This is a genomic window from Novosphingobium aeonii, assembly GCF_052279045.1.
Lineage (GTDB): Bacteria > Pseudomonadota > Alphaproteobacteria > Sphingomonadales > Sphingomonadaceae > Novosphingobium.
In genome coordinates this window covers 308,793-327,535 of the sequence record NZ_CP176833.1, presented here as the reverse complement: position 1 = coordinate 327,535, position 18,743 = coordinate 308,793, and the positions used below count along the sequence as shown (strand labels likewise).

The window sequence follows — 18,743 nt, the reverse complement described above, 5'->3', positions numbered from 1 at the left end:
CCGGGCGGGGCAGGAAACGTGCCCCGCCTTGCCGTCAGGAACCCTGCAGCAGGCGATAGGCCCCGCCCATGAGCTGCGTCACCTCGTCGCGGCTCAGCACATATTGCGGTTCGTAGCTCAGGCCGACCTGCCGCGAACGGCGCCAGTGATCCACGTAGAGCCCCTTGTCCTGTCCGAACACCGAATGGACATGGCGGGCGAGTTCGGGCGGGCAATCGCTGGAGTTGGCTGCTCGGAAGATCGCGATATCGGCGATGTAGGGTCCGACCATCACCCACAAGTGTCCGTTCCACTGTGGCTCGTCGTCGCCGAAAACGGCGGGTCCGTCAAACGGCAGGCGATCCCCGTAGACGGGCTTGCCATCCACCGCGAGGGTTCCCGCAACGACATGGACCGGCGCGGCCAGATGGCGATCGAGCTGCACCGCGAAGGCAGCGGTAAGATAAGCGGCATTGCCGCCAGGCGTCTTGGGGAAGACCTTCAGGAGTTCGACCGCCGTACCCGCAAGCTTCATCCGATCGGCATCGCCCAGTTCGTAGGCCTTGAACGCCTTCGCTTCCGGCCAGCCATGGCGCGCCGCCACGAGAGTGCCGAGTTGCATGAGGTCTTTTGCTGCTGCCATTACGATTCCCAGGTGGTACGCTCACCGCGAACGCCGGGGCGGGCCCATAGACCAGCAGGCGCGGCGCGCCAAGCCGCACGGCCATCCGGGTTTACCCGGCCTTCATCGCCCTGCCGATCCCGCTACCCCGCCGGCGATGCCGCCGGCACGCCAATCGACGGCCACGGCGCTTTGCGTCATGTTCGGGAAACGGCTGGGCAAAGAACAGAAAGCCGGCTGCAAAACGGGGGAGAACAGGGATGCTCGACGCGGCGACGATCATCGGCGAGGCAGAGGCGAAGGTCGGCATTGCCGACATCGATCCCGGCGCCCGCCAGAATCTCGAACACCTGCTGGCTTCTCTGCGGGAAAGCTTTCCGATGTCGGCCGAAGGCGAAGCGGGAACGCGCGCCATGTTGACGATGGATGCGGTGAACCGCCTCGAAAGCCTCAAATGGCTGCGCGACCAGCCGGAAATCGGCGAGGAGCGGATCGAGGCTCCGGTCTTCCTGATGGGCCTGCCGCGCTCCGGCACAACCTATTTCCAGTACCTGTTCGACCGGGACCCACGCTTCCGCCTGATCCGCACCTGGGAATCGACCCTGCCCTCGCCGCCGCCGGGCTTCGACCCCGCCTCGATCGCACCGCGCCGCGCGGCCTGGACGGAAATGCAGAAGCGCCGCGGCCATTTCGAAGGCTTCGAGGCGCTGCACCTCTATGACGAGGATGGGTCCGACGAATGCCACGCCTTCCTCGAACAGAGCTGGGGCGCGGCGGGATTGCACAACCTCTACCGCGTACCCTCCTATTTCGATTGGTTGACGCAGGGGCTCGACCTGGAAGCCAGTTACCGCATCCACAAGCGGCAGCTCCAGTGCCTGCAGTGGCGCGGTCCGCGAAAGCCCTGGGCGCTCAAGTACCCCAACCACGTCCTTGCCATGGATGCGATCCTCGCCGTCCATCCCGACGCGCGCATGGTCATGACCCATCGCGATCCGGCCCAGGTCGTGGCCTCGATCGCCAAGATGACGTGGAACCTGCGCTCGTCCCGCGCCGCCGGTCCGGTAGACAGGCACGAAGTGGGCAGGGATATGCGCGCCTTCATCCGCCGGCATGTCGACCGCATCCTGGAATTCGACAAGGGGCCACAGGGCGGCCGGGTTGTCCACGTGGACTATTACGCGCTCGTCGCAAGTCCCGTGGGAGAACTGCGACGCATCCATGCGGGTATCGGCATCGACACGCCGGAAAGCGTATCGCGCGCCGTGGCGGACTGGCATGAGGCCAACCCAAGGCATGCGCGCGGCCGCAACGACTATTCGCTGGAGCAATACGGGCTCGACGCGGATGACCTGCGCGCAGAGTTCGCCGACTACATCGGCCGCTTCGCCATCCCCTCCGAAGCCGAAGGCACTGCCCGCGCCGGGGCGACGGCATGAGCAGTGGCTGGGAAGCGCTGAACGCCGCCATCGGTGATGCCCGGGGCCTCGTTGCCGCCACCGCACCCGACCCGGACACCGCCGCCGAAGGGCAGGCCTACGTCAACCGGATGGTGGCCGCCGCGCTGGGCGGCGGGCTGCTGGGCCATCACTTCCGCGCAGGCGGCCTGACACGCGCCCTTCCCGTCCACGGCGGCCCCAACCCCGATTACCTGCTGTATCATGCGGCGATCGATCCTGCAGGGCGCTACCGCCTTTCCGGCATACTGAATGGCTCGGAACGCGTCTCCGTGAGCCTGTTTGCACTGGGCCGCAACGGTGCGCCGCTGCTAGTGGGTCATGCCGCGTTCGCCCCTGCGACCTGCCCGGACGGCACGTTTGCGATCGACCTTGCACCCGATGCCGCGGGTCCGCACGGGCTGGCGATACCGCCAGAGGCGCGCATCGTGATGTGCCGTATCCTCCACCGCGACACGTCCCTGCCCGCCGCCCTCGAGCTCGCCAGCGACAATCCCGCCCCGGCGCCCGCCCTTGCTCCCGGAAATGGTGACGAGGCCCTCGTCCGCGCGGCGGGGATGCTGCGCGCGAACCTTGCCGAATACCTGCAATGGACAGCCGCTGCGCTGGAACTGCAAAACCGGCTGGACACCGCGCCGCGCGAACTGGCCGAGACGGTCCAGGGGGACGGCGATACCCGCTATTTCCTGGGCGGCTTCGACCTTGCGGAACATGAATGGCTGGAAGTGACGATGCCGCCGGGCCTCAGGGGCTACTGGTCGCTTCACGTCTACAGCTATTGGTACGAGCACCTCCAGCGACCCGGCGTTCATGACCGCAATGCCGTGGTCGATCCTGACGGCCGGGTGCGCATTGCGGTTGGCCCGGGATGGCCCGCCGATGCCCGCAACCGGATTGACACCGCCGGGCGGCGGAAGGGCGCCTTCATCTGCCGGATCGTCGGCAAGGACCAGCCTCAGGCTTGCCCGCAGACCGGGCTGCATCGCAAGCCGAAGATCAGAAACCGGTCGGCGCCCTAAGTCGCCGCCGGGCTACTGCTCCGAAGCCGCTTCGGCGATCAGGTAGGAGCCGACAAGTCCGGGGGCCTCCGGCGAACGAGGCGGGAGGAGCGCCTCGTTCGCCTTCGCCGCGTCCCACTGGACGCAGTACCCGTTCAAACGCCGCAAGGTGGCGGCGCGAACGCGTTCGAGCAGGAAAGGCCGGTTCATCACTCCGCCGCCGAGCACGATCCGCTGCGGGGCAACGGTGAGAATCAGCGTGACGCAAAGCTGGCCGAGATAATCGGCCTGCGCATCCCAGGCGGGGTGGTCTTCCGGCAGATGGCTGGCGGAAGCACCCCAGGCCGCCTGCAATGCCGGGCCGCTGGCCATGCCTTCCAGACAGTCGCCATGATAGGGGCAGATTCCGGCGAAATCGGCATGAGCGGGATGTCGCGCTACCGCGATATGGCCGCACTCCGGATGCCCCAGGCCGCGCATCGTGCGCCCCTGCACCACGATCCCAGCGCCGATTCCGGTCCCCACCGTGACATAGGCCAGGTTGTCCACCCCGTGCAGGCGCATTTCGGCGAAGGCAGCCGCATTGACATCGGTATCGATGCCGACCGGCACTCCGAAACGGGCGCGCAGGCGGGCCGGCATGTCCGTGCCTTCCCAGCCCGGCTTGGGCGTGGCGAGTATGCGGCCGTGTCCCGGCGAAGCCGGATCAAGATCGAGCGGGCCGAACGAACCGATGCCGATCGCCGCGATCGGCCCGAATTCGGCAATCGCTGCGTCAAGGAAGGCTTCCACGCGAGACAGCGTTTCAGCGGGATCGGTGGTCGGGATCACTTCGGTGCGCAGCGATCCCTTGCTGCTGCCGATGCCGCAGACGAATTTGGTTCCTCCGGCCTCGATGGCGGCGAAAAGCATTCTCGGGTCTCCAGTCACTGAACAATGGTCGCTTGCGCGGGCCTGGCGCTTTCGCTCTCGCCGGCGCCATCCGCAAGTGGCTGGAGACGGAACGAGAAGCGGCGCGGCTCCACGGGTACGCGATATTGCGGCAGTGGGCGACCCACCGCGTTCCAGGTCGTATCTCCGCCCACGCCGGACTGGATCGCATCGACCATCAACGAACCGTTTTCCTGCGGAACGATGTCAGTGCTCCTGCGCGTGCCCGGTTCCCGGCGCGCCAGGTCCGCATAGGGGAAGGCCAGCGCGTTCATCGTCAGCGGCCGATCCCCGGCGATGCGCAGGGACGGTCCCTGCTCGGGGGAGAGCAGCATCCAGCGCACATCGGTTTTCGTGCCGGTTTCCTGCGGGCGCTGGTAATCATGGTTCTGATCGGCAATCGCCCCGCGCCAGAGCGCGATCATCGCGCTGGTCTTCCGATCGGCATAGCTTTCGTGCGGCCCCCGGCCATACCATTCCACCGTCTTGAACCCGCCGACGGTGGTAAAGGCGAAGCCGATGCGCAGCGGATCGGGCAGGTCTTTCGCCATCGGCGTGAACGCGCCTTCCACCTCGACGCTGCCGTCCCCTGCCATGCGGTAACGCGTCTCGAAACGGACGGCATCGGCCTTGTTCCCCCCATCCGCGAAGGCATAGCGCACGGTCACTTCCGCGCCGGAGGCGGTCTTTACGGCGCTGATCGCGGCGACCTTGCGCGCCGCCTCGATCGCCTCCCAGCGCGCGTCGGCGCCCTTGGGCCGCGTGCCGATGTCGTTGTCCGTCAGCGCCCGGGTGAAGCTGGGTGCGCCGCCCGTCAGCAGGGCCCTGCCCTTCACGGCATAGCCGGAAACGAGACCGGTTTTGCGGTCCACCGTCAGCGTCGCACCGCCGGCGGAGAGGCGGAAGCTGCCCGCATCCTGCACCAGTGCAACCTTGACCGGTCGCGCCACGTCCGCCAGCGGACTCGAACCGAGCGAGAACTGCTCCCAGCCGACCACTTGACCGGCCTTGACCAGCGGCACCGCCGCATACTTCGCGGTGGCGCGCAAGGTCAGCATGTATTCCGAACCCGGCTTGCGCGCGAAAGCAGGGAGCGGCACCGAGAAGGCTTCCTTGCTGCGTGCCGGCGTGGCCAGCGCAGCAAGCGCGCCGCGGGCAATCGCCACGCCGTCCTCGTCGAGCTCCCAATCGAAGTCGAAGCCCGAAAGATCGCGGAAATCGTGGCGGTTGAGCACCTCGATCCGCCCCGCCTTGGCATCCAGCGCAGCGAACTGGATCGGCGAATAGACCTTCTGCACTTCGAAAAGCTGCGGGTTCGGGGTGCGGTCCGACTGGTTGAGCCCATCGCCGAACTCGATCTCGCCGCGCGGATTGGGGCCGAACGAACTGCCGTCTCCCCAGTAGCGGCGGCCATCGGCAGCGTAGCGGTAGATCGACTGGTCCACCCAGTCCCAGATGAAGCCCCCCTGCAAGCGGTCCTCATGGGCATGGATCGTGTCCCAGATCTCCTTGAAATTGCCGCCGGAATTGCCCTGCATATGGGCATATTCGCACTGGATCATCGGCTGCGGGAACTGCTCGCGGTGCGCGGCATAGTCCACCATCTTGTCGATGCCGTCGTACATCGGTGCGTAGATGTCGGCATAGGCGTTCGGGCGGTGGTCGCTGATCTGCGAATGGCCGAGGAACGAAATCAGGCGCGTGGGATCGAGCGCGCGGGCGGCGGCCGCCGCCTTCTCGAACGTGGGGCCCACGCCCGTCTCGTTACCGAGCGACCAGAAGATCACCGAGGCATGGTTCTTGTCGCGCTCCACCATGTTGGTGACGCGGCTGACATGCGCGGCTTCCCAGGCCGGGTCGTAACCGAGCAGATAGGTCTTGTCGTCCTTGGCGCGGTTCGCGGCCGAGAGGTATTCGTGGCTCTCGATATTCGCCTCGTCCATGACGTAGAGGCCATATTCGTCGGCCAGATCGTAGAGCCGCTCATCGTTGGGATAGTGCGAGGTGCGCAGCGCATTGACGTTGTTGCGCTTCATCAGTTCGATGTCGCGGCGCATGGATTCCTCCGAGATCACATGGAAGTGCTCCGGGTCATGCTCATGCCGGTTGACGCCGCGAATGGTGATCGGGCGTCCGTTGACGGTGACGAGGCCGTTTTTCATGGCCACGTTACGGAAACCGATCCGCCGGGCGGTGGCCTGCAGGGTGCGTCCCTTGCGGTCCACCAGTTCCACAAGCAGGGTGTAAAGGTCGGGCGTTTCCGCCGTCCAGGGACGCACGCCGGGGATCACGCCGTCCAGCGTGACGTTTTCACCTGAGACTTTCACGCTGCGGGCAAGCAGCGCCTTGTCGCCGTCCAGCACCGTGGCCCGCACGGTAAGCCCGCGCGCGGCGGATGAAGTCTTGAGCGCAAGATCGAGCGTCCCGTCGCGGTAGTCATTGGCAAGCCCGGCCCGGGCGAAGACATCGTCCACCCGCGCGCGCGGCGCGGCGATGAGATAGACCGAACGCTCGATCCCGGAAACTCGCCAGAAGTCCTGGTCTTCCAGATAGCTGCCGTCCGACCAGCGCCAGACCCGGATCGACAACGAATTGCGCCCCGGTTTCACCAGGCGCGTCAGATCGAATTCGGAAGGGAGCTTGGAATCCTCGCTGTAGCCCACTTCCTGCCCGTTCACCCAGACGCGGTAGGCCGAACCCGCCGCACCGATATGCAGGATCACGTCGCTACCCTTCCAATCGGCCGGAACGTCGAAATCGCGGCGATAGGAGCCGACCGGATTGGCATCGTGCGGAATCAGCGGGCGGTTGGGCGGGAACGGATACTGGACGTTGTTGTAGAGAGGGCGGTCGAAACCCTGCGTCTGCCAGTCGGCCGGAACCTGGATCGGCTTCCAGCCCGAGACATCGTAGTCCGGACGGAAGAAGTGTTCCGGCGCGGCATCGGCGCCGGGCGTGAAATCGAACTTCCACGTTCCGTCGAGCGATAGGAAACGCCGGGAGTGTGTACGGTCGCCGGCAATGGCGCGCTCGCGGTCCTCGAAAGGGAAACCGGTGGCGCGGGCGGGCAGCTTGTTCCGGGCAAAGACGGCCGGATTCTCCCAGTCTGGCCGCTCATCGGAGATCTGGGGCTGGATCGGCCTGGGCACCGGGGAGGCCGCCGATGCCGACGTGGCGATGCCGATCGCGAGGCCGGCGGTTGCCAGCAGGAAGTGTCTCGGCGGCATCATCGGGGGAAACTCCATTCAAGGATGGCGGCGGGACCGTCGAAGACGATCCGCAAGTATCGGGCAGAACCCGGCGAGGGCAGGACCACGGGCGAACCGGACCGGTCGTGCCCCTCGTGAACGGTCCGCCATTGCCTGCCGTCGTCCGAGGCGAGGAGGCGGAAGGAGAACGGCGTGACCGGATCGGCAGGGCGCAGTTCGCTTGCGCCGATCCGGCGCCTGCGTCCGGCGTCGGCCTGCAGCCATGCGCCGTCTTCCGCCGGAGAGACCCAGCCGGTGGCGTAGTTGTCGTCTCCCGCGAGGGCCGCGGCATGGGCCGCGTCCAGCATGCCGGAAGCACTGATCTGCATGAATCTCCCGGTGCGCCGATGCGCGGCAGTGCCCGGAATGTCAGGCCCGCTGTGCGTGGGACGGACCGCGCGCAGCCGGTCCCCCTCGACCAGCAGCCGGTCCACCGCGACCTGCCTGCGCACTTTGCCGTCCGCTGCGGGGAACGGCAGCGCCTGCCGGTGATAGAAGATGTAATCCCGCCCGGCCGCCGAGAACACCGCATGATGCCCGGGGCTTACAACGTCCCGCGCCGCGTCCGTGGCGAGGATCGGGGCGTCCTCGGGCTCGGTGAACGGCCCCAGCGGCGAAGAGCCCACGGCGTAACGCACCTGATAGGTGTCCTTCGTGGTGTTGCCCCAGCTGTAGGTCAGGAAATAACGCCCGCCACGCTTGAACAGGAACGGACCTTCGAAATAGTGCGCCGGGGTCACGTCCTGCGGCTCGCCGTCGAAAGTCACCATGTCGGGCTTGAGGCGCACCACGAAGCAGCGACCGTTCACCCAGTTGAGGCCGGAGCCCCAGTAGAGATAGGCGGTGCCGTCATCGTCGATGAAGGCCTCGGCATCGATCATGTGATAGCCGGGGCGGTAGTTGCCGGGGATAAGCGGGCGGCCGCCATTGGCGTCGCGCCATGGCCCGGCCGGATGATCGGCCACGCCCACCCAGACCTCGCTGCCGACCGAGACATACATCCAGAACCGCCCGTCGCGCCCGCGCACCACCGAGGGAGCCCAGACCTTGCTCTTGTTGGAGGTGGCGCTGGTGGCGGCCTGTTTCGTAGGCCAGTTCGGCTCGGAGAAGGTCCAGTCGCGGAAATTGCGGGAGCGCCAGAGGCCCAGCCTGTCGCCGCCCCAGGGGTCTTCGGTGGCGAAGACGAACCACTCGCCCTCGTGCTCCACGATCGACGGGTCGGCGAAGTAGCCGGGCAGGAGCGGATTGCGCGCCCCAGGATCGAGCGCCGCCGTTTCCTTCCGGTCCGCCATGACAGGCGAGGCATTCGCAAGGAAAGCCGCGCCTGTCAGGAGAATTGCCGCTGCAAGCCGGATCATCCCTTACATGGCCTCGCCGATGGCTTCGAGCGAGCGGCGCTTGGTCTCCGGGAAGAAGGCCAGCACGACCACGAACTGAAGCGCCATCATCACCGCGAACAGCCAGAACGGCAGGGCGCGGGCATGGGCGGCGGCGAGCGGGAAGCCGAAAGCGATGATCGCGTCCATGAACCAGTGGACCGAGGAACCGAGGCTCTGCCCGCGTGCGCGCACGTCGGTGGGGAATATCTCGCTGATATAGACCCAGATCACCGCGCCTTGCGAGAAGGCGAAGAAGGCGATGAAGCCGATGAGGAGGTAAAGCAGCCAGCCCTGATGCGTGCCGCTGCCGAAGATCAGGGCAACACCCGCCAGCGCTGCCGTCAGGCCGACGGAACCGATCAGCAGCAACGTCTTGCGGCCGATCCGGTCGATCACGGTCAGGGCAAGTGCGGTGAACACCAGGTTGCAGGCACCGATGACGATGGCCTGGCGGTCTGCCGAAACCCCCGTAAACCCGGCGGCGGCGAAGATGTCGTTGAGGTAGTAGAGGATCGCGTTGATACCGGAGAGCTGGTTGAACGCGGCGATCGCAATGGCCAGGAGGATCGGCCGGTGGTGACGCACCCAGCTGAGGCGCGGGGCGTGCGTCTGGCTTTCGGCACGGCGCCAGGAGGCCATCTCGCCAGCAACGTCGGCATTGCCCAGCTTGCTTAGCACGGCGGCGGCCTCTGCCTCCCGCCCCTTGGCGAAGAGCCAGCGCGGGCTGTCGGGAATGGTGCGCATCATCACCAGCAGCACCACCGCCGGAACCGCGGTGACGCCGAACTTGACGTGCCAGTCCAGTGCGCCAAGCTGGAGGCTGGATACGAAGTAGTTGCTCAGATAAGCGACGAGAATGCCCAGCACGACATTGAGCTGGAACGCCCCCACCATCATGCCGCGCCGTTCCGCGGGTGCGATCTCGGCAATGTAGACCGGCGCCAGCACCGAAGATGCCCCCACCGCGAAGCCTGCCAGCACGCGCATGACAAGGAGCATCGGCCAGTTCATCGCCAGGAGGCAGCCGATGCCCGACACAAGGTAGAGCAGCGCGATCACCGTCAGCGAGGAACGCGCGCCGTAACGGTCTCCCGGGATGCCCGCCAGCAGAGCGCCCGCCAGCGTGCCCCAGAGCGCGCTGGAGACGGTGACCCCGACGCCGGTGGCGTCGAGGCCGAAGGCGGTGCGGATGCCTTCCGTGGTGCCGGCGATGACCGCCGTGTCGAAACCGAACAAGAGCCCGGCCAGCGCGCCAACCAGCACGCCTCGGAAAAGCGTCGCATTCATCATCCCGTCCCCTTCATTCGACCGTCAGAGCGTGAACCGCACGCCGACACGGAACGTACGTCCGATCGCATCGAAATCGGAAATACCCGAGGGTCCGTTCGACACATAGGGATTAATCAGCTTGTTGAAGACGTTGGTGACGCTGAGATACGCCTCCCAGTCGCCGCCGACCGGCAGCTTGTAGCCGATGCGGGTATCGAACAGCACTTGCCCGGCAAAGTGGCGCTGCGGCAGGTCCTCGGCCGCCGTTCCCTTGTCATAGGCACCCCCGCCGATGAAGCGGGCCTGGTTGAAGAATGAGACCGGGCCCAGGTGCAAGTCGGCCTGCCCCGTCAGGCGCCAATGCGGCGCGGTGCCGATCTGGCCGGCACGGTCGATCGCGGCCACGCCCGGCGAGCTCTGCTCGTACTTGTCGATGTAGTTGCCCAGAAGGCGGGTCGAGAGCACGGCGTCGCCCGAGAGCCAGGGCAGGTTCGAACGGTAGCTGGCTTCGAAATCGATGCCGCGCGTATCGAACGAGGCGAGGTTCTGGGTCACGATATCGATCTGCGTCAACACGCCGTTCGCATCGCGGCTGATGAGCGCGCAGGCCGAAGCGCTGCCGTTATAGCAATCGTCGATCTCCTGCTGGTACGAAAGCGAGGCGATCGCATCACGGATCTTGATGTCGTAATAGTCCACCGAGAGGTTGAAGCCCGGCAGGAACGACGGCGAATAGACGCCGCCGAACGTTAGCGTATTGGCCACTTCCGGGCGAAGATCCGGGTTGCCCCGCACGACCGAGCGCACATTGGTGGCGGTCGTGTTGGTGAACGGATCGTAGACCTGCGGCTGATAGCTGGTGGTGCCGCGCTGGAACAGTTCGTAGAGGCTGGGCGCCCGGATATCGCGCGAACGCGTGGCGCGCAGGCGCAGATCGTCGTAGAGTTCCCAGGTCAGGCCGGCCTTCCACGTCGTCACCGCGCCGCTGGTGCTGTAGTCGGTGCGGCGGACCGCGCCGTTGAAGTCCAGCGACTGGATCAGCGGCAGGTCCTTGAGCAACGGCAGGTCGAGTTCGAGGAAGGCTTCCTTGACGTTGTACTTGCCGCTCTGCGCCTTGGCATTGCCGACACGGTAGGCGCCCTCGGCATTGGTGATCGGGTTATAGGCTTCCGAGAGCGGATCGACGACCTGGTTGAAGCTCTGGCGGCGATATTCGACGCCGGCCGCGAAGCCCACGTCACCGGCCCAGAGCGCGAAGGGCGAACCCGCGATGGAGGCCGCGGTGACGAATTCGTGGAACTTCTGATCCGCGGTATTGGTGCCGGTCACGTAGTTCAGCGCCGCGTCGGACACGGCATTGGTGCCGAAGACATTGACGGGAACGCAGCCGTTGCCGGGATTGGCCAGTGTCGAACGGCAGACGATGCTGCCGCTGGACGGATCGACCACGGCATCGGCGGCATTGACGTAATTCGCCTGGATGAGATCGTGATGCAGCGCAAGGTTGCGGGTATTGCGCGCCGCCTCCGCATAGACGTTCCACTTGAGGCCGCCCAGCACGCTGCCTTCCGCACCGAGCACCCCGCGCAGGGTCTCGTTCGCCACCTTGACGCGGGTGCGCGGCAGGTCGCCATCGTAGCGGCCCATGGTGAGCGTGGTCACGCCCGCGTCGTCCATCATCGCGGCCAGTTCGGCCGGAAGATAGGCGTTCTCGCGCCTCAGCGTCAGCGCGGTGGTGCCAAGCTGGTTGGAGTAGGAACCGACCTGATAATCGTTCTTGGTCTTGCCGTAGTTGCCTTCCGCAAAGACGGTGAAGCTGTCGCTCACGTCATAGGCGAGACGCGAATAGACGACCTTCTTCTCCAGCCCTGCGATCAGGGGTGCGAACTGCGGGCGCGGGCCGTCGCCGCCGATCATGGTGGAACCGGTCAGGCTGCTGCCGTAGTTGAACGCGACCGGATTGCCGTTCGCGTCGAAAGTCGTGCCCTTGAGCGGCCCCGAGGTGATGAGCCCGCCGAAATTGGCATTGGCCACGCGAACGTCGCAGGCGAAGTCGCGCCGGGTGGCCGACCCTGCCGGCAACGAGATCGGCTGGCAGCTCTTGCGCGAGAACGGGCGTTCCAGGCGATCGTCCACGCCCGCGTTGCGGTAATATTCGCCGCTGATGAGGAAATGCGCGCGGTCGTCGGCGAAGCGGGTGCCGTAGGCCAGTTCGACCTTCTGCTCGTCATTGTCGCCGTAAGTGGTGACGCCGCCCTGGATGCTGCCGGTGAGGCCGGTGAACTTCTTGTTGATGATGAAGTTCACCACGCCGCCCACGGCGTCAGAACCATAGGCCGCCGAAGCGCCGCCGGTTACCACTTCCACGCGCTCCACCAGAGCCTGCGGGAACATGTTGGTGTCCACCTGGCCGCTGCCGTCGCTGGGAATGAAGCGCCGGCCGTCGAACAGCGTGAGCGTGCGGGTCGTACCGAGGTTGCGCAAGTTGAGGTAGGCGCCGCCCTGCCCGCTGGAGGTCTGCGCACCGCGCGGCCCCGCCGAGGACGACAACGCCGGAAGCTGCTTCAGCGCATCGCCCAGCGTGGTCGGAACGGCCGCATTGAGCTGCTCCGCGCTCGTTACCGTGACCGGCGTCGGGCGGTTGAAGCCGCTCAGGGGAATACGGCTGCCGGTGACGACGATATCCTCGGTCGAAATCGCAGGCTGTTCATCGGTGGAAGCCGACGCGTCCTGCGCCAGGGCTGCCGTATGCGTGAACAGGGCAAGCGCCGACACTCCGCCAAGGACGGTAAACCGCTGCATCATTTGTGAAAACTCCCCTCCAAAGGATCTTGATTGTTTCGCCCGCCGGGCGTCGATCTTGCGAAATCAGGTAAGCCGCTGCGCCGATTGCAGAAGCCCGCGAATGTAGCCGTAGCAAAAGGCGAAATTCTCGGCCCGCGGCGTCCAGACCGGCTTGCCGTCCACCACTTGCGGATCGTCCATGCCGGGAACGTGGTCGGGCATTATCATGCCGTCGTAGCCGACTTCCGCATAGGTCTGGAGCGCGCGAACCATGTCGATGTCGCCCTCGTCCGGGAAGCTCTCGTTGAAGCGGTCGCGGTGGCCCTGGATGTTGCGGAAATGGACGTTGAAGATCTTCTTCCGGCTGCCGAACCAGCGGATCACGTCGAAGATCTGGTTGGCCGGGTCCGTCAGGTTCTCGCAGATCGAACCCTGGCAGAAGTTGAGCCCGTGGTATGGGCTCTCGTTGATCTGGACGAGCCGCTGAAGCCCCTCGACGGTGCCGAGCACATTGGTAATGCCCTGATAGCCGCCGGGCGGGGTGCCCGGGTCCTGCGGATGGCAGGCGATCCGCACTTTCGTCTCGTTGGCGACCGGCACGATGCGGTCGAGGAAATAGGTGATGCGTTCCCAGAACAGGTCGGCATCGACCACGCCTGCACGGGTGAGCGGCGTGGCCGGCTTCGCTTTCGAAAGGTCCCAGGCGAAATAGTGCGACCCGCCGCGCCCTTCGGCCGGGCCCGTGCGCAGGACGCCCAGCAGGCTCATGTTGTACTTCACCGCAGGAATACCCGCCGCCGCGCAATTGCGCAGGGTCGTGGCGAAGGCCTCGATGTCGCGGTCGCGCGCCGCGCCGTCGCCCAGCATGATCGCGGGGTGCTTCTCGCGGTCGATATGCGTGGAGCCCAGCAGGTCGGGCTCCAGCATGTCGAGGCTGAGGCCGTGGCGCTCGGCCATCTCGCGAAGGCGCGAAAGCTCGTCCACGGTGGGGTAGAGCCGCCCATCCGCAACGGCGGCGCGGGCGCATATGTTGGTGACGCCGAAGCGCGCGAAATCGGCGAAATGCGCCTCGCTCGACGGCATGCTCTGGCAGCCGAGCTTCATCAGATAAGGTTTGCGACCCGAAGCGCCTGCTGCGCGATTACCGGAGCGGCGCGTGGCTGCCTGAGCCCCACCGGCCAGCGTCAGCGATGCACCGGCGCCTGCTGCCAGAATGAAGTTCCTGCGGTCCATTCGTCACTCCCCCGCTGCGGCGGCCGGTTGTCCGGCCCGTTCCTGATTTGCGACCGCCATCCCCGGCGGAGGACGGCTCATTGCGGGATTTGTCGGGCAAATACCAATGCCAATTCTGGCTCAATCCATGCAAACTCGGCACTGACGGGCGGTAACCGGTGTCGTGACCTTATAGCAGAATATGCGAAATTTGGCGGAATTCGGGTCATTTTCCGAACTACGCTGGGTCGATCCAGCTAAGCAGGGCATTGATCGATTGCCTAATTGGGTTGGACCCACTCCGACCGCTGCAATAACGCCCGGCAAGCACGAAGGGTGCATCTGTTTGGAGAGGTCAGTTCATAATGTTTAGCCCCGTGGAAGTCGGATCGAAGCTGGGAACGGGCCTGCTTTCGTTTCCCGTCACCCATTTCGACGCCGAGGGCCGGTTCGTGGAAGCGGACTACCGCGACCATTGCGGCTGGATGCTGGAACACGACCTTGCCGGTCTGTTCGCCGCGGGCGGCACCGGCGAATTCTTCTCGCTCACGCCCGATGAAGTCGCCACCGTCGTTGCCGCCGCCGTGGCCGAAACCGCAGGCCGCATCCCGGTGATCTCGGGCTGCGGATATGGCACCGCGATCGCCACCGACATCGCCCGCAAGGCCGAAAAGGCCGGCGCCGACGGCCTGCTGCTGCTGCCGCCCTATCTCATCGGTTCGAACCAGGACGGCCTTGCCGCCCATATCGAAGCGGTCTGCCGTGCGACCGGTCTCGCCGTGATCGTCTACAACCGCGACAACGGCATCGTGAACGACGAGACGCTGGCGCGCCTTTGCGAACGCAACGCCAATCTTGTCGGCTTCAAGGACGGCGTCGGCGACATCGAGCTGATGGCGCGCATCCAGGCCCGCATGGGCGACCGCCTGACCTACATCGGCGGCCTGCCCACGGCCGAAACCTTCGCCACGCCCTATCTCGCCATGGGCGTTACGACTTACTCATCGGCGATCTTCAACTTCCTGCCCGAGTGGGCGCTGCGCTTCTATGCAGCGGTGCGCGCGGGCGACCAGGCCTTCGTCGTCGAACAGCTCAATGCCTTCGTCCTGCCCTATATCGCCCTGCGCAATCGCGGACGCGGCTACGCGGTCTCGATCGTCAAGGCCGGGATGCGCGCGGTGGGCCGGGATGCGGGCCCGGTCCGCACCCCGCTGGCAGACCTGACCGCCGCCGAGCACGAGGAACTGGCCGCGCTGATCGCCCGCGTTTCCGACGTCTCGCTCGTCAGGGCATAAGGCCGGGACCACCAGGGCCTGACAGGGTGACAGCGCCGAAGGGATGGCCTACTCGGTTGGCGATGTTCGATCTCAGCCAACTGCGCTGCTTCGTTGCCGCGGCCGAAGAGCTTCATTTCGGCCGCGCCGCGCGGCGACTGAACATGACCCAGTCGCCGCTCAGCCGCCAGATCCAGCTGCTTGAGCGGATACTCGGCGTCACCCTGCTCGAAAGGACGAGCCGGCAGGTGCAACTCACGCCTGCCGGCAGCGCCTTCCTCATCGAATCCCGCCGTATCCTGCGCCTTGCCGAAGGCGCGGCGCTTGCCGCCCGGCGCATCGCCAAGGGCGACGCCGGACGCGTGGTGATCGGCTTCACGGCCGCCTCGGGCTACGACCTGCTGCCGCGCATCGTCGCGCAGGCGCTGGCAAAGCTGCCCAACATCGAACTCGAATTGCGCGAAATGGTGACGTCGGAACAGCTCGACGCCCTGCTCACCGGCCTGATCGACCTCGCCTTCGTGCGCCCGCCGATCGACCGCACCGACTTCGATCATGTGCTGATTCACCGCGAACCGATGATGGCCGCGCTGCCCTCCGGCGATCCCCGCCAGGCCAAGGCCGTGCTGGACCTGTCGGACTTCGACGACAAGCCGCTCATCATGTACAGTCGCCAGGGCGCCGGATATTTCCACGAAATGCTGGTGAAGCTGTTCGCCGATGCCGCCGTTACGCCCAGCTACGTGCAGCATGTCACGCAGATTCACTCGATGCTGGGCCTCGTCCGCTCGGGCCTGGCCGCCGCCATCGTGCCGGAAGCCGCCAAGAGCCTGCACATGACCGATGTGCACTTGCGCACGATCCGCACGACGCCGGAGGCGCCTGCGGAACTGCTGCTCGCCTGGCACCGCGAGAACGAGAACCCCGCGCTCGACGTGATGCGCCAGCTCTGCTTCGAGACGCTGCTCTGAAGCGCCCTCAATCCGCCAGTGTAACCCGGCGGATCGGTCCTGCGATGACCAGGAAGGCGACGATCGTCAGCAGGCAGTGCAGGCCGACGAACCCGAGGGCCCAGTCGAACGAGCCCGTCGTGGCAACGATGTAGCCGATCACGATCGGGGTCACGATCCCGGCCATGTTTCCGAACATGTTGAACAGTCCATTGGCCACGCCCGACTGTTCGCGCGGGGCCACGTCGGACATCACCGCCCAACCCAGCGATGCCACGCCCTTTCCAAAGAAAGCCAGCGCCATCAACGAGATGACCAGCCACTGCGCCTCCACGAAGGCACAGGCGATGATCGCGGTCGCCAGGACCATCCCCACGGTGAGGGGCACCTTGCGCGCGATATCGAGCGACCCGGTCCGCTTCAGCAGCATGTCCGACACATAGCCGCCGATCAGTCCGCCGACGAAGCCGCAGAGCGCCGGAAGTGCCGCGGCGAAACCGGCTTCCATGATGTTCATGCCCCGCTCTCGCACGAGGTAGATCGGGAACCATGTCACGAAGAAATAGGTCAGCACGTTGATGCAGTACTGGCCGAGATAGATACCGGCGAGCATGCGGTTGGCCAGCAGGCGGCGCATGTCCGAAAGGCTCGGCGCGCGGGAAGCACGGCCGCCTTCGTCCATGTGGATGAGGCCGCCGCCCTGCTCGATAAGGTCGAGTTCGGCGCGGTTTACCGCCGGATGCCGCATCGGACTGCGGATGTAGCGCCAGAAGGTGGCCGCACCGGCAAGGCCGATCGCGCCCATCACCCAGAATACGCTGCGCCAGCCAAAGGAATGGACCAGCCAGCCCATCAGCGGGGCAAAGGCGACCAGCGAGAAATACTGCGCGGAATTGAAGATCGCCGAGGCCGTTCCGCGCTCGCTACCGGGGAACCAGGCGATCACGAGCCGCGCATTTCCGGGGAAAGACGGCGCTTCCGCCGCCCCCACCAGCAGCCGCATGACAAAGAGCATCGCGAAGACGTGGAGTGCGAAAAGCCCCGCAAAGCCCTGGAGCATCGTCAGCAGCGACCAGGAGGCGATGGCGATCGTGTAGACCCGCCGCGTGCCGAAGCGGTCGAGCAGCAGCCCCGCCGGAATCTGCGCCGCGACATAAGCCCAGGCGAAGGCGGAAAGGATGAATCCGGTCTGCACCGCATCGAGCCCCAGCTCCCGCGACGCCTCGCTGCCCGCTATCGAAAAAGTCGAGCGATCCGCGTAGTTTATGGTCGTTATGAGGAAGATCAGCGCGATGATCCGCTGGCGTACCCAGGTCGGCTTTTCGCCCTTTTCCGGCGCCCCTGCGCCGGGCACGCCGATGCTCTGCATTTCCTTCACGCGACCCCTCTCCCGCCGGCTATGCAATCGTTTCCCGGCTAGATTGAAGCGCTAGGGTCGCGGCCGCTTCAAGTCCATCTTGAATGCGGCAGAGATCGATCCAGAAATTGGCTGAATAGGCCGCGGGCGCGCCGTTCGGCCACGACTGAACGACACCTGGAGGGTACAGAACGGTATCGAAGGCTCAGAAAGCGGCACCGTGCTGCCGGCGAAACGCCGTGGGCGGAACCGAGGCCAGTTTGGTGAAGAAACGCGAAAAATAACCGACGTCGCTGAAGCCCAGCCAGTCGGCAATCTCGGTCACGCTCATCGGGGTGTAGCTGAGGCAGCGCTTGGCTTCCGACAGCAGGCGGTCGTGGACGATCTCGATGGGGGAGATGCCCGCCACCGTCTTGCACGCCAGCCTGAGCTGCGAAACGCTGACGCCGAGTTCGCCGGCAAGATCGGGCAGGAGCGGCTGGGCGCGGTAGCTGCGCTCCACCAGTTCGCGGAAGCGCCGGACCAGATCGGCGCGGCTGCCGAGCACGGGCGCGGCGCGGTCGTCCGACGGCCATAGCCGCAGGAACAGCAGCAGTACCGACATGAGCTGTATTTCCGCGCCGATCGCCCCGCCCTTGCGCGCGCTCTGGAGTTCGTTGGCCATGCGCTCCATCGTCGGCGAAACTTCGGCAAGGCCGTCCTGCGACAGCGCGAAGACGCCCGGCTCCTTCAGCACGCGCCGCAGTTCCGGCGCACGGACGAGAAGGTCGTCGAGATAGTGCGTCTCGATCGTGATCACCCAGCCGTTCGCGGCTTCGGCGTAGTGGAATCCGTGGATCCGGTGCGGCGGCACGACCATGACGCAGCCCGGCGCGAAAGGCGCGGTATCGCCTTCGATCGTCATGGTGCCGCTGCCCGCCGCGCAGAACACGACCTGGGTCATGCGCGGGTGCGTATGCGGCTTTATCAGCCAGCCCCGTTCACGGCAGCGCTTGTCCAGCGGTTCGATATTGACGAACCAGTCCGGCCGTTCGCTGGCATCGCCATACAGGATGTAGCGCGGGACCGCAGCACCGCCGGGATCGTCACGTTCGTTACCGTTCGGCAATAAGTTTGGCGAAAAGTCCATCCGATTTTCAGATTCCACCATGGACTCCGGTTAAGCGCTGCGGGAAAAATAGGCAATCCGCAGCGGTCAAGTCGTATCAACGAAGGCCGGACTGCGCGGAGACGATGCCTTTGGAGAGGATACCCCCGCCCCGGTCGCCCGGCCGCGAGCCCGGC

The 18,743-nt window shown here is 65.8% G+C and carries 13 protein-coding genes; 4 read left to right on the top strand and 9 right to left on the bottom strand.

The window, feature by feature from the left end:
* Positions 1 to 34: 34 nt before the first annotated feature.
* Complete coding sequence (locus tag ACLIMP_RS17205) at positions 35 to 622, bottom strand: hypothetical protein (RefSeq protein WP_185999080.1); 588 nt, start codon at positions 620 to 622, stop codon at positions 35 to 37.
* 239 nt (positions 623 to 861) lie between these two features.
* On the opposite strand from ACLIMP_RS17205, the gene ACLIMP_RS17200 reads away from it, so the two are divergent.
* A complete protein-coding gene (locus ACLIMP_RS17200) occupies positions 862 to 2,040 on the top strand; it encodes a sulfotransferase family protein (protein ID WP_443478640.1) in 1,179 nt (392 codons plus the stop codon).
* Complete coding sequence (locus ACLIMP_RS17195) at positions 2,037 to 3,077, top strand: DUF1254 domain-containing protein (protein WP_443478639.1); 1,041 nt, start codon at positions 2,037 to 2,039, stop codon at positions 3,075 to 3,077. The genes ACLIMP_RS17200 and ACLIMP_RS17195 overlap by 4 nt, the downstream gene beginning before the upstream one ends.
* 12 nt (positions 3,078 to 3,089) lie before the next feature.
* On the opposite strand, the gene ACLIMP_RS17190 is transcribed toward ACLIMP_RS17195, so the two are convergent.
* From ACLIMP_RS17190 to ACLIMP_RS17165, 6 genes are all read right to left on the bottom strand, one after another.
* Positions 3,090 to 3,968, bottom strand: coding sequence for an ROK family protein (locus tag ACLIMP_RS17190; protein WP_054438608.1), 879 nt, complete (start codon positions 3,966 to 3,968; stop codon positions 3,090 to 3,092).
* A gap of 14 nt (positions 3,969 to 3,982) precedes the next feature.
* Complete coding sequence (locus tag ACLIMP_RS17185) at positions 3,983 to 7,216, bottom strand: glycoside hydrolase family 2 TIM barrel-domain containing protein (protein WP_443478638.1); 3,234 nt, start codon at positions 7,214 to 7,216, stop codon at positions 3,983 to 3,985.
* The gene (locus ACLIMP_RS17180; RefSeq protein WP_443478637.1) at positions 7,213 to 8,592 is read right to left on the bottom strand and encodes a family 43 glycosylhydrolase; all 1,380 of its coding nucleotides are present in this window, start codon (positions 8,590 to 8,592) and stop codon (positions 7,213 to 7,215) included. Before ACLIMP_RS17180 ends, ACLIMP_RS17185 begins: the two co-directional genes overlap by 4 nt.
* A 3-nt stretch (positions 8,593 to 8,595) precedes the next feature.
* Positions 8,596 to 9,903, bottom strand: a complete 1,308-nt coding sequence (locus ACLIMP_RS17175; RefSeq protein ID WP_054438612.1) for a sugar porter family MFS transporter — start codon at positions 9,901 to 9,903, stop codon at positions 8,596 to 8,598.
* 21 nt (positions 9,904 to 9,924) lie between these two features.
* Positions 9,925 to 12,687: a TonB-dependent receptor plug domain-containing protein gene (locus ACLIMP_RS17170; protein WP_443478636.1), complete on the bottom strand. Its 2,763-nt coding sequence runs from the start codon at positions 12,685 to 12,687 to the stop codon at positions 9,925 to 9,927.
* A gap of 63 nt (positions 12,688 to 12,750) precedes the next feature.
* Positions 12,751 to 13,899 (bottom strand): mannonate dehydratase, encoded by a 1,149-nt coding sequence (locus tag ACLIMP_RS17165; protein WP_324699864.1) that lies wholly within the window; start codon positions 13,897 to 13,899, stop codon positions 12,751 to 12,753.
* Between the two features lie 344 nt (positions 13,900 to 14,243).
* On the opposite strand from ACLIMP_RS17165, the gene kdgD reads away from it, so the two are divergent.
* On the top strand, positions 14,244 to 15,173 hold the full coding sequence (kdgD, locus tag ACLIMP_RS17160) for a 5-dehydro-4-deoxyglucarate dehydratase (protein ID WP_185999084.1): 930 nt from the start codon (positions 14,244 to 14,246) through the stop codon (positions 15,171 to 15,173).
* 26 nt (positions 15,174 to 15,199) lie between these two features.
* Positions 15,200 to 16,123 (top strand): LysR family transcriptional regulator, encoded by a 924-nt coding sequence (locus tag ACLIMP_RS17155; protein WP_443478635.1) that lies wholly within the window; start codon positions 15,200 to 15,202, stop codon positions 16,121 to 16,123.
* Positions 16,124 to 16,130: 7 nt separating this feature from the next.
* Here the strand turns inward: ACLIMP_RS17155 and ACLIMP_RS17150 are convergent, their stop codons facing one another.
* Together ACLIMP_RS17150 and ACLIMP_RS17145 are read right to left on the bottom strand one after the other, a co-directional pair.
* A complete protein-coding gene (locus ACLIMP_RS17150) occupies positions 16,131 to 17,471 on the bottom strand; it encodes an MFS transporter (protein WP_054438680.1) in 1,341 nt (446 codons plus the stop codon).
* Between the two features lie 193 nt (positions 17,472 to 17,664).
* Positions 17,665 to 18,588: a helix-turn-helix domain-containing protein gene (locus tag ACLIMP_RS17145; protein ID WP_185999085.1), complete on the bottom strand. Its 924-nt coding sequence runs from the start codon at positions 18,586 to 18,588 to the stop codon at positions 17,665 to 17,667.
* Positions 18,589 to 18,743 lie beyond the last annotated feature (155 nt).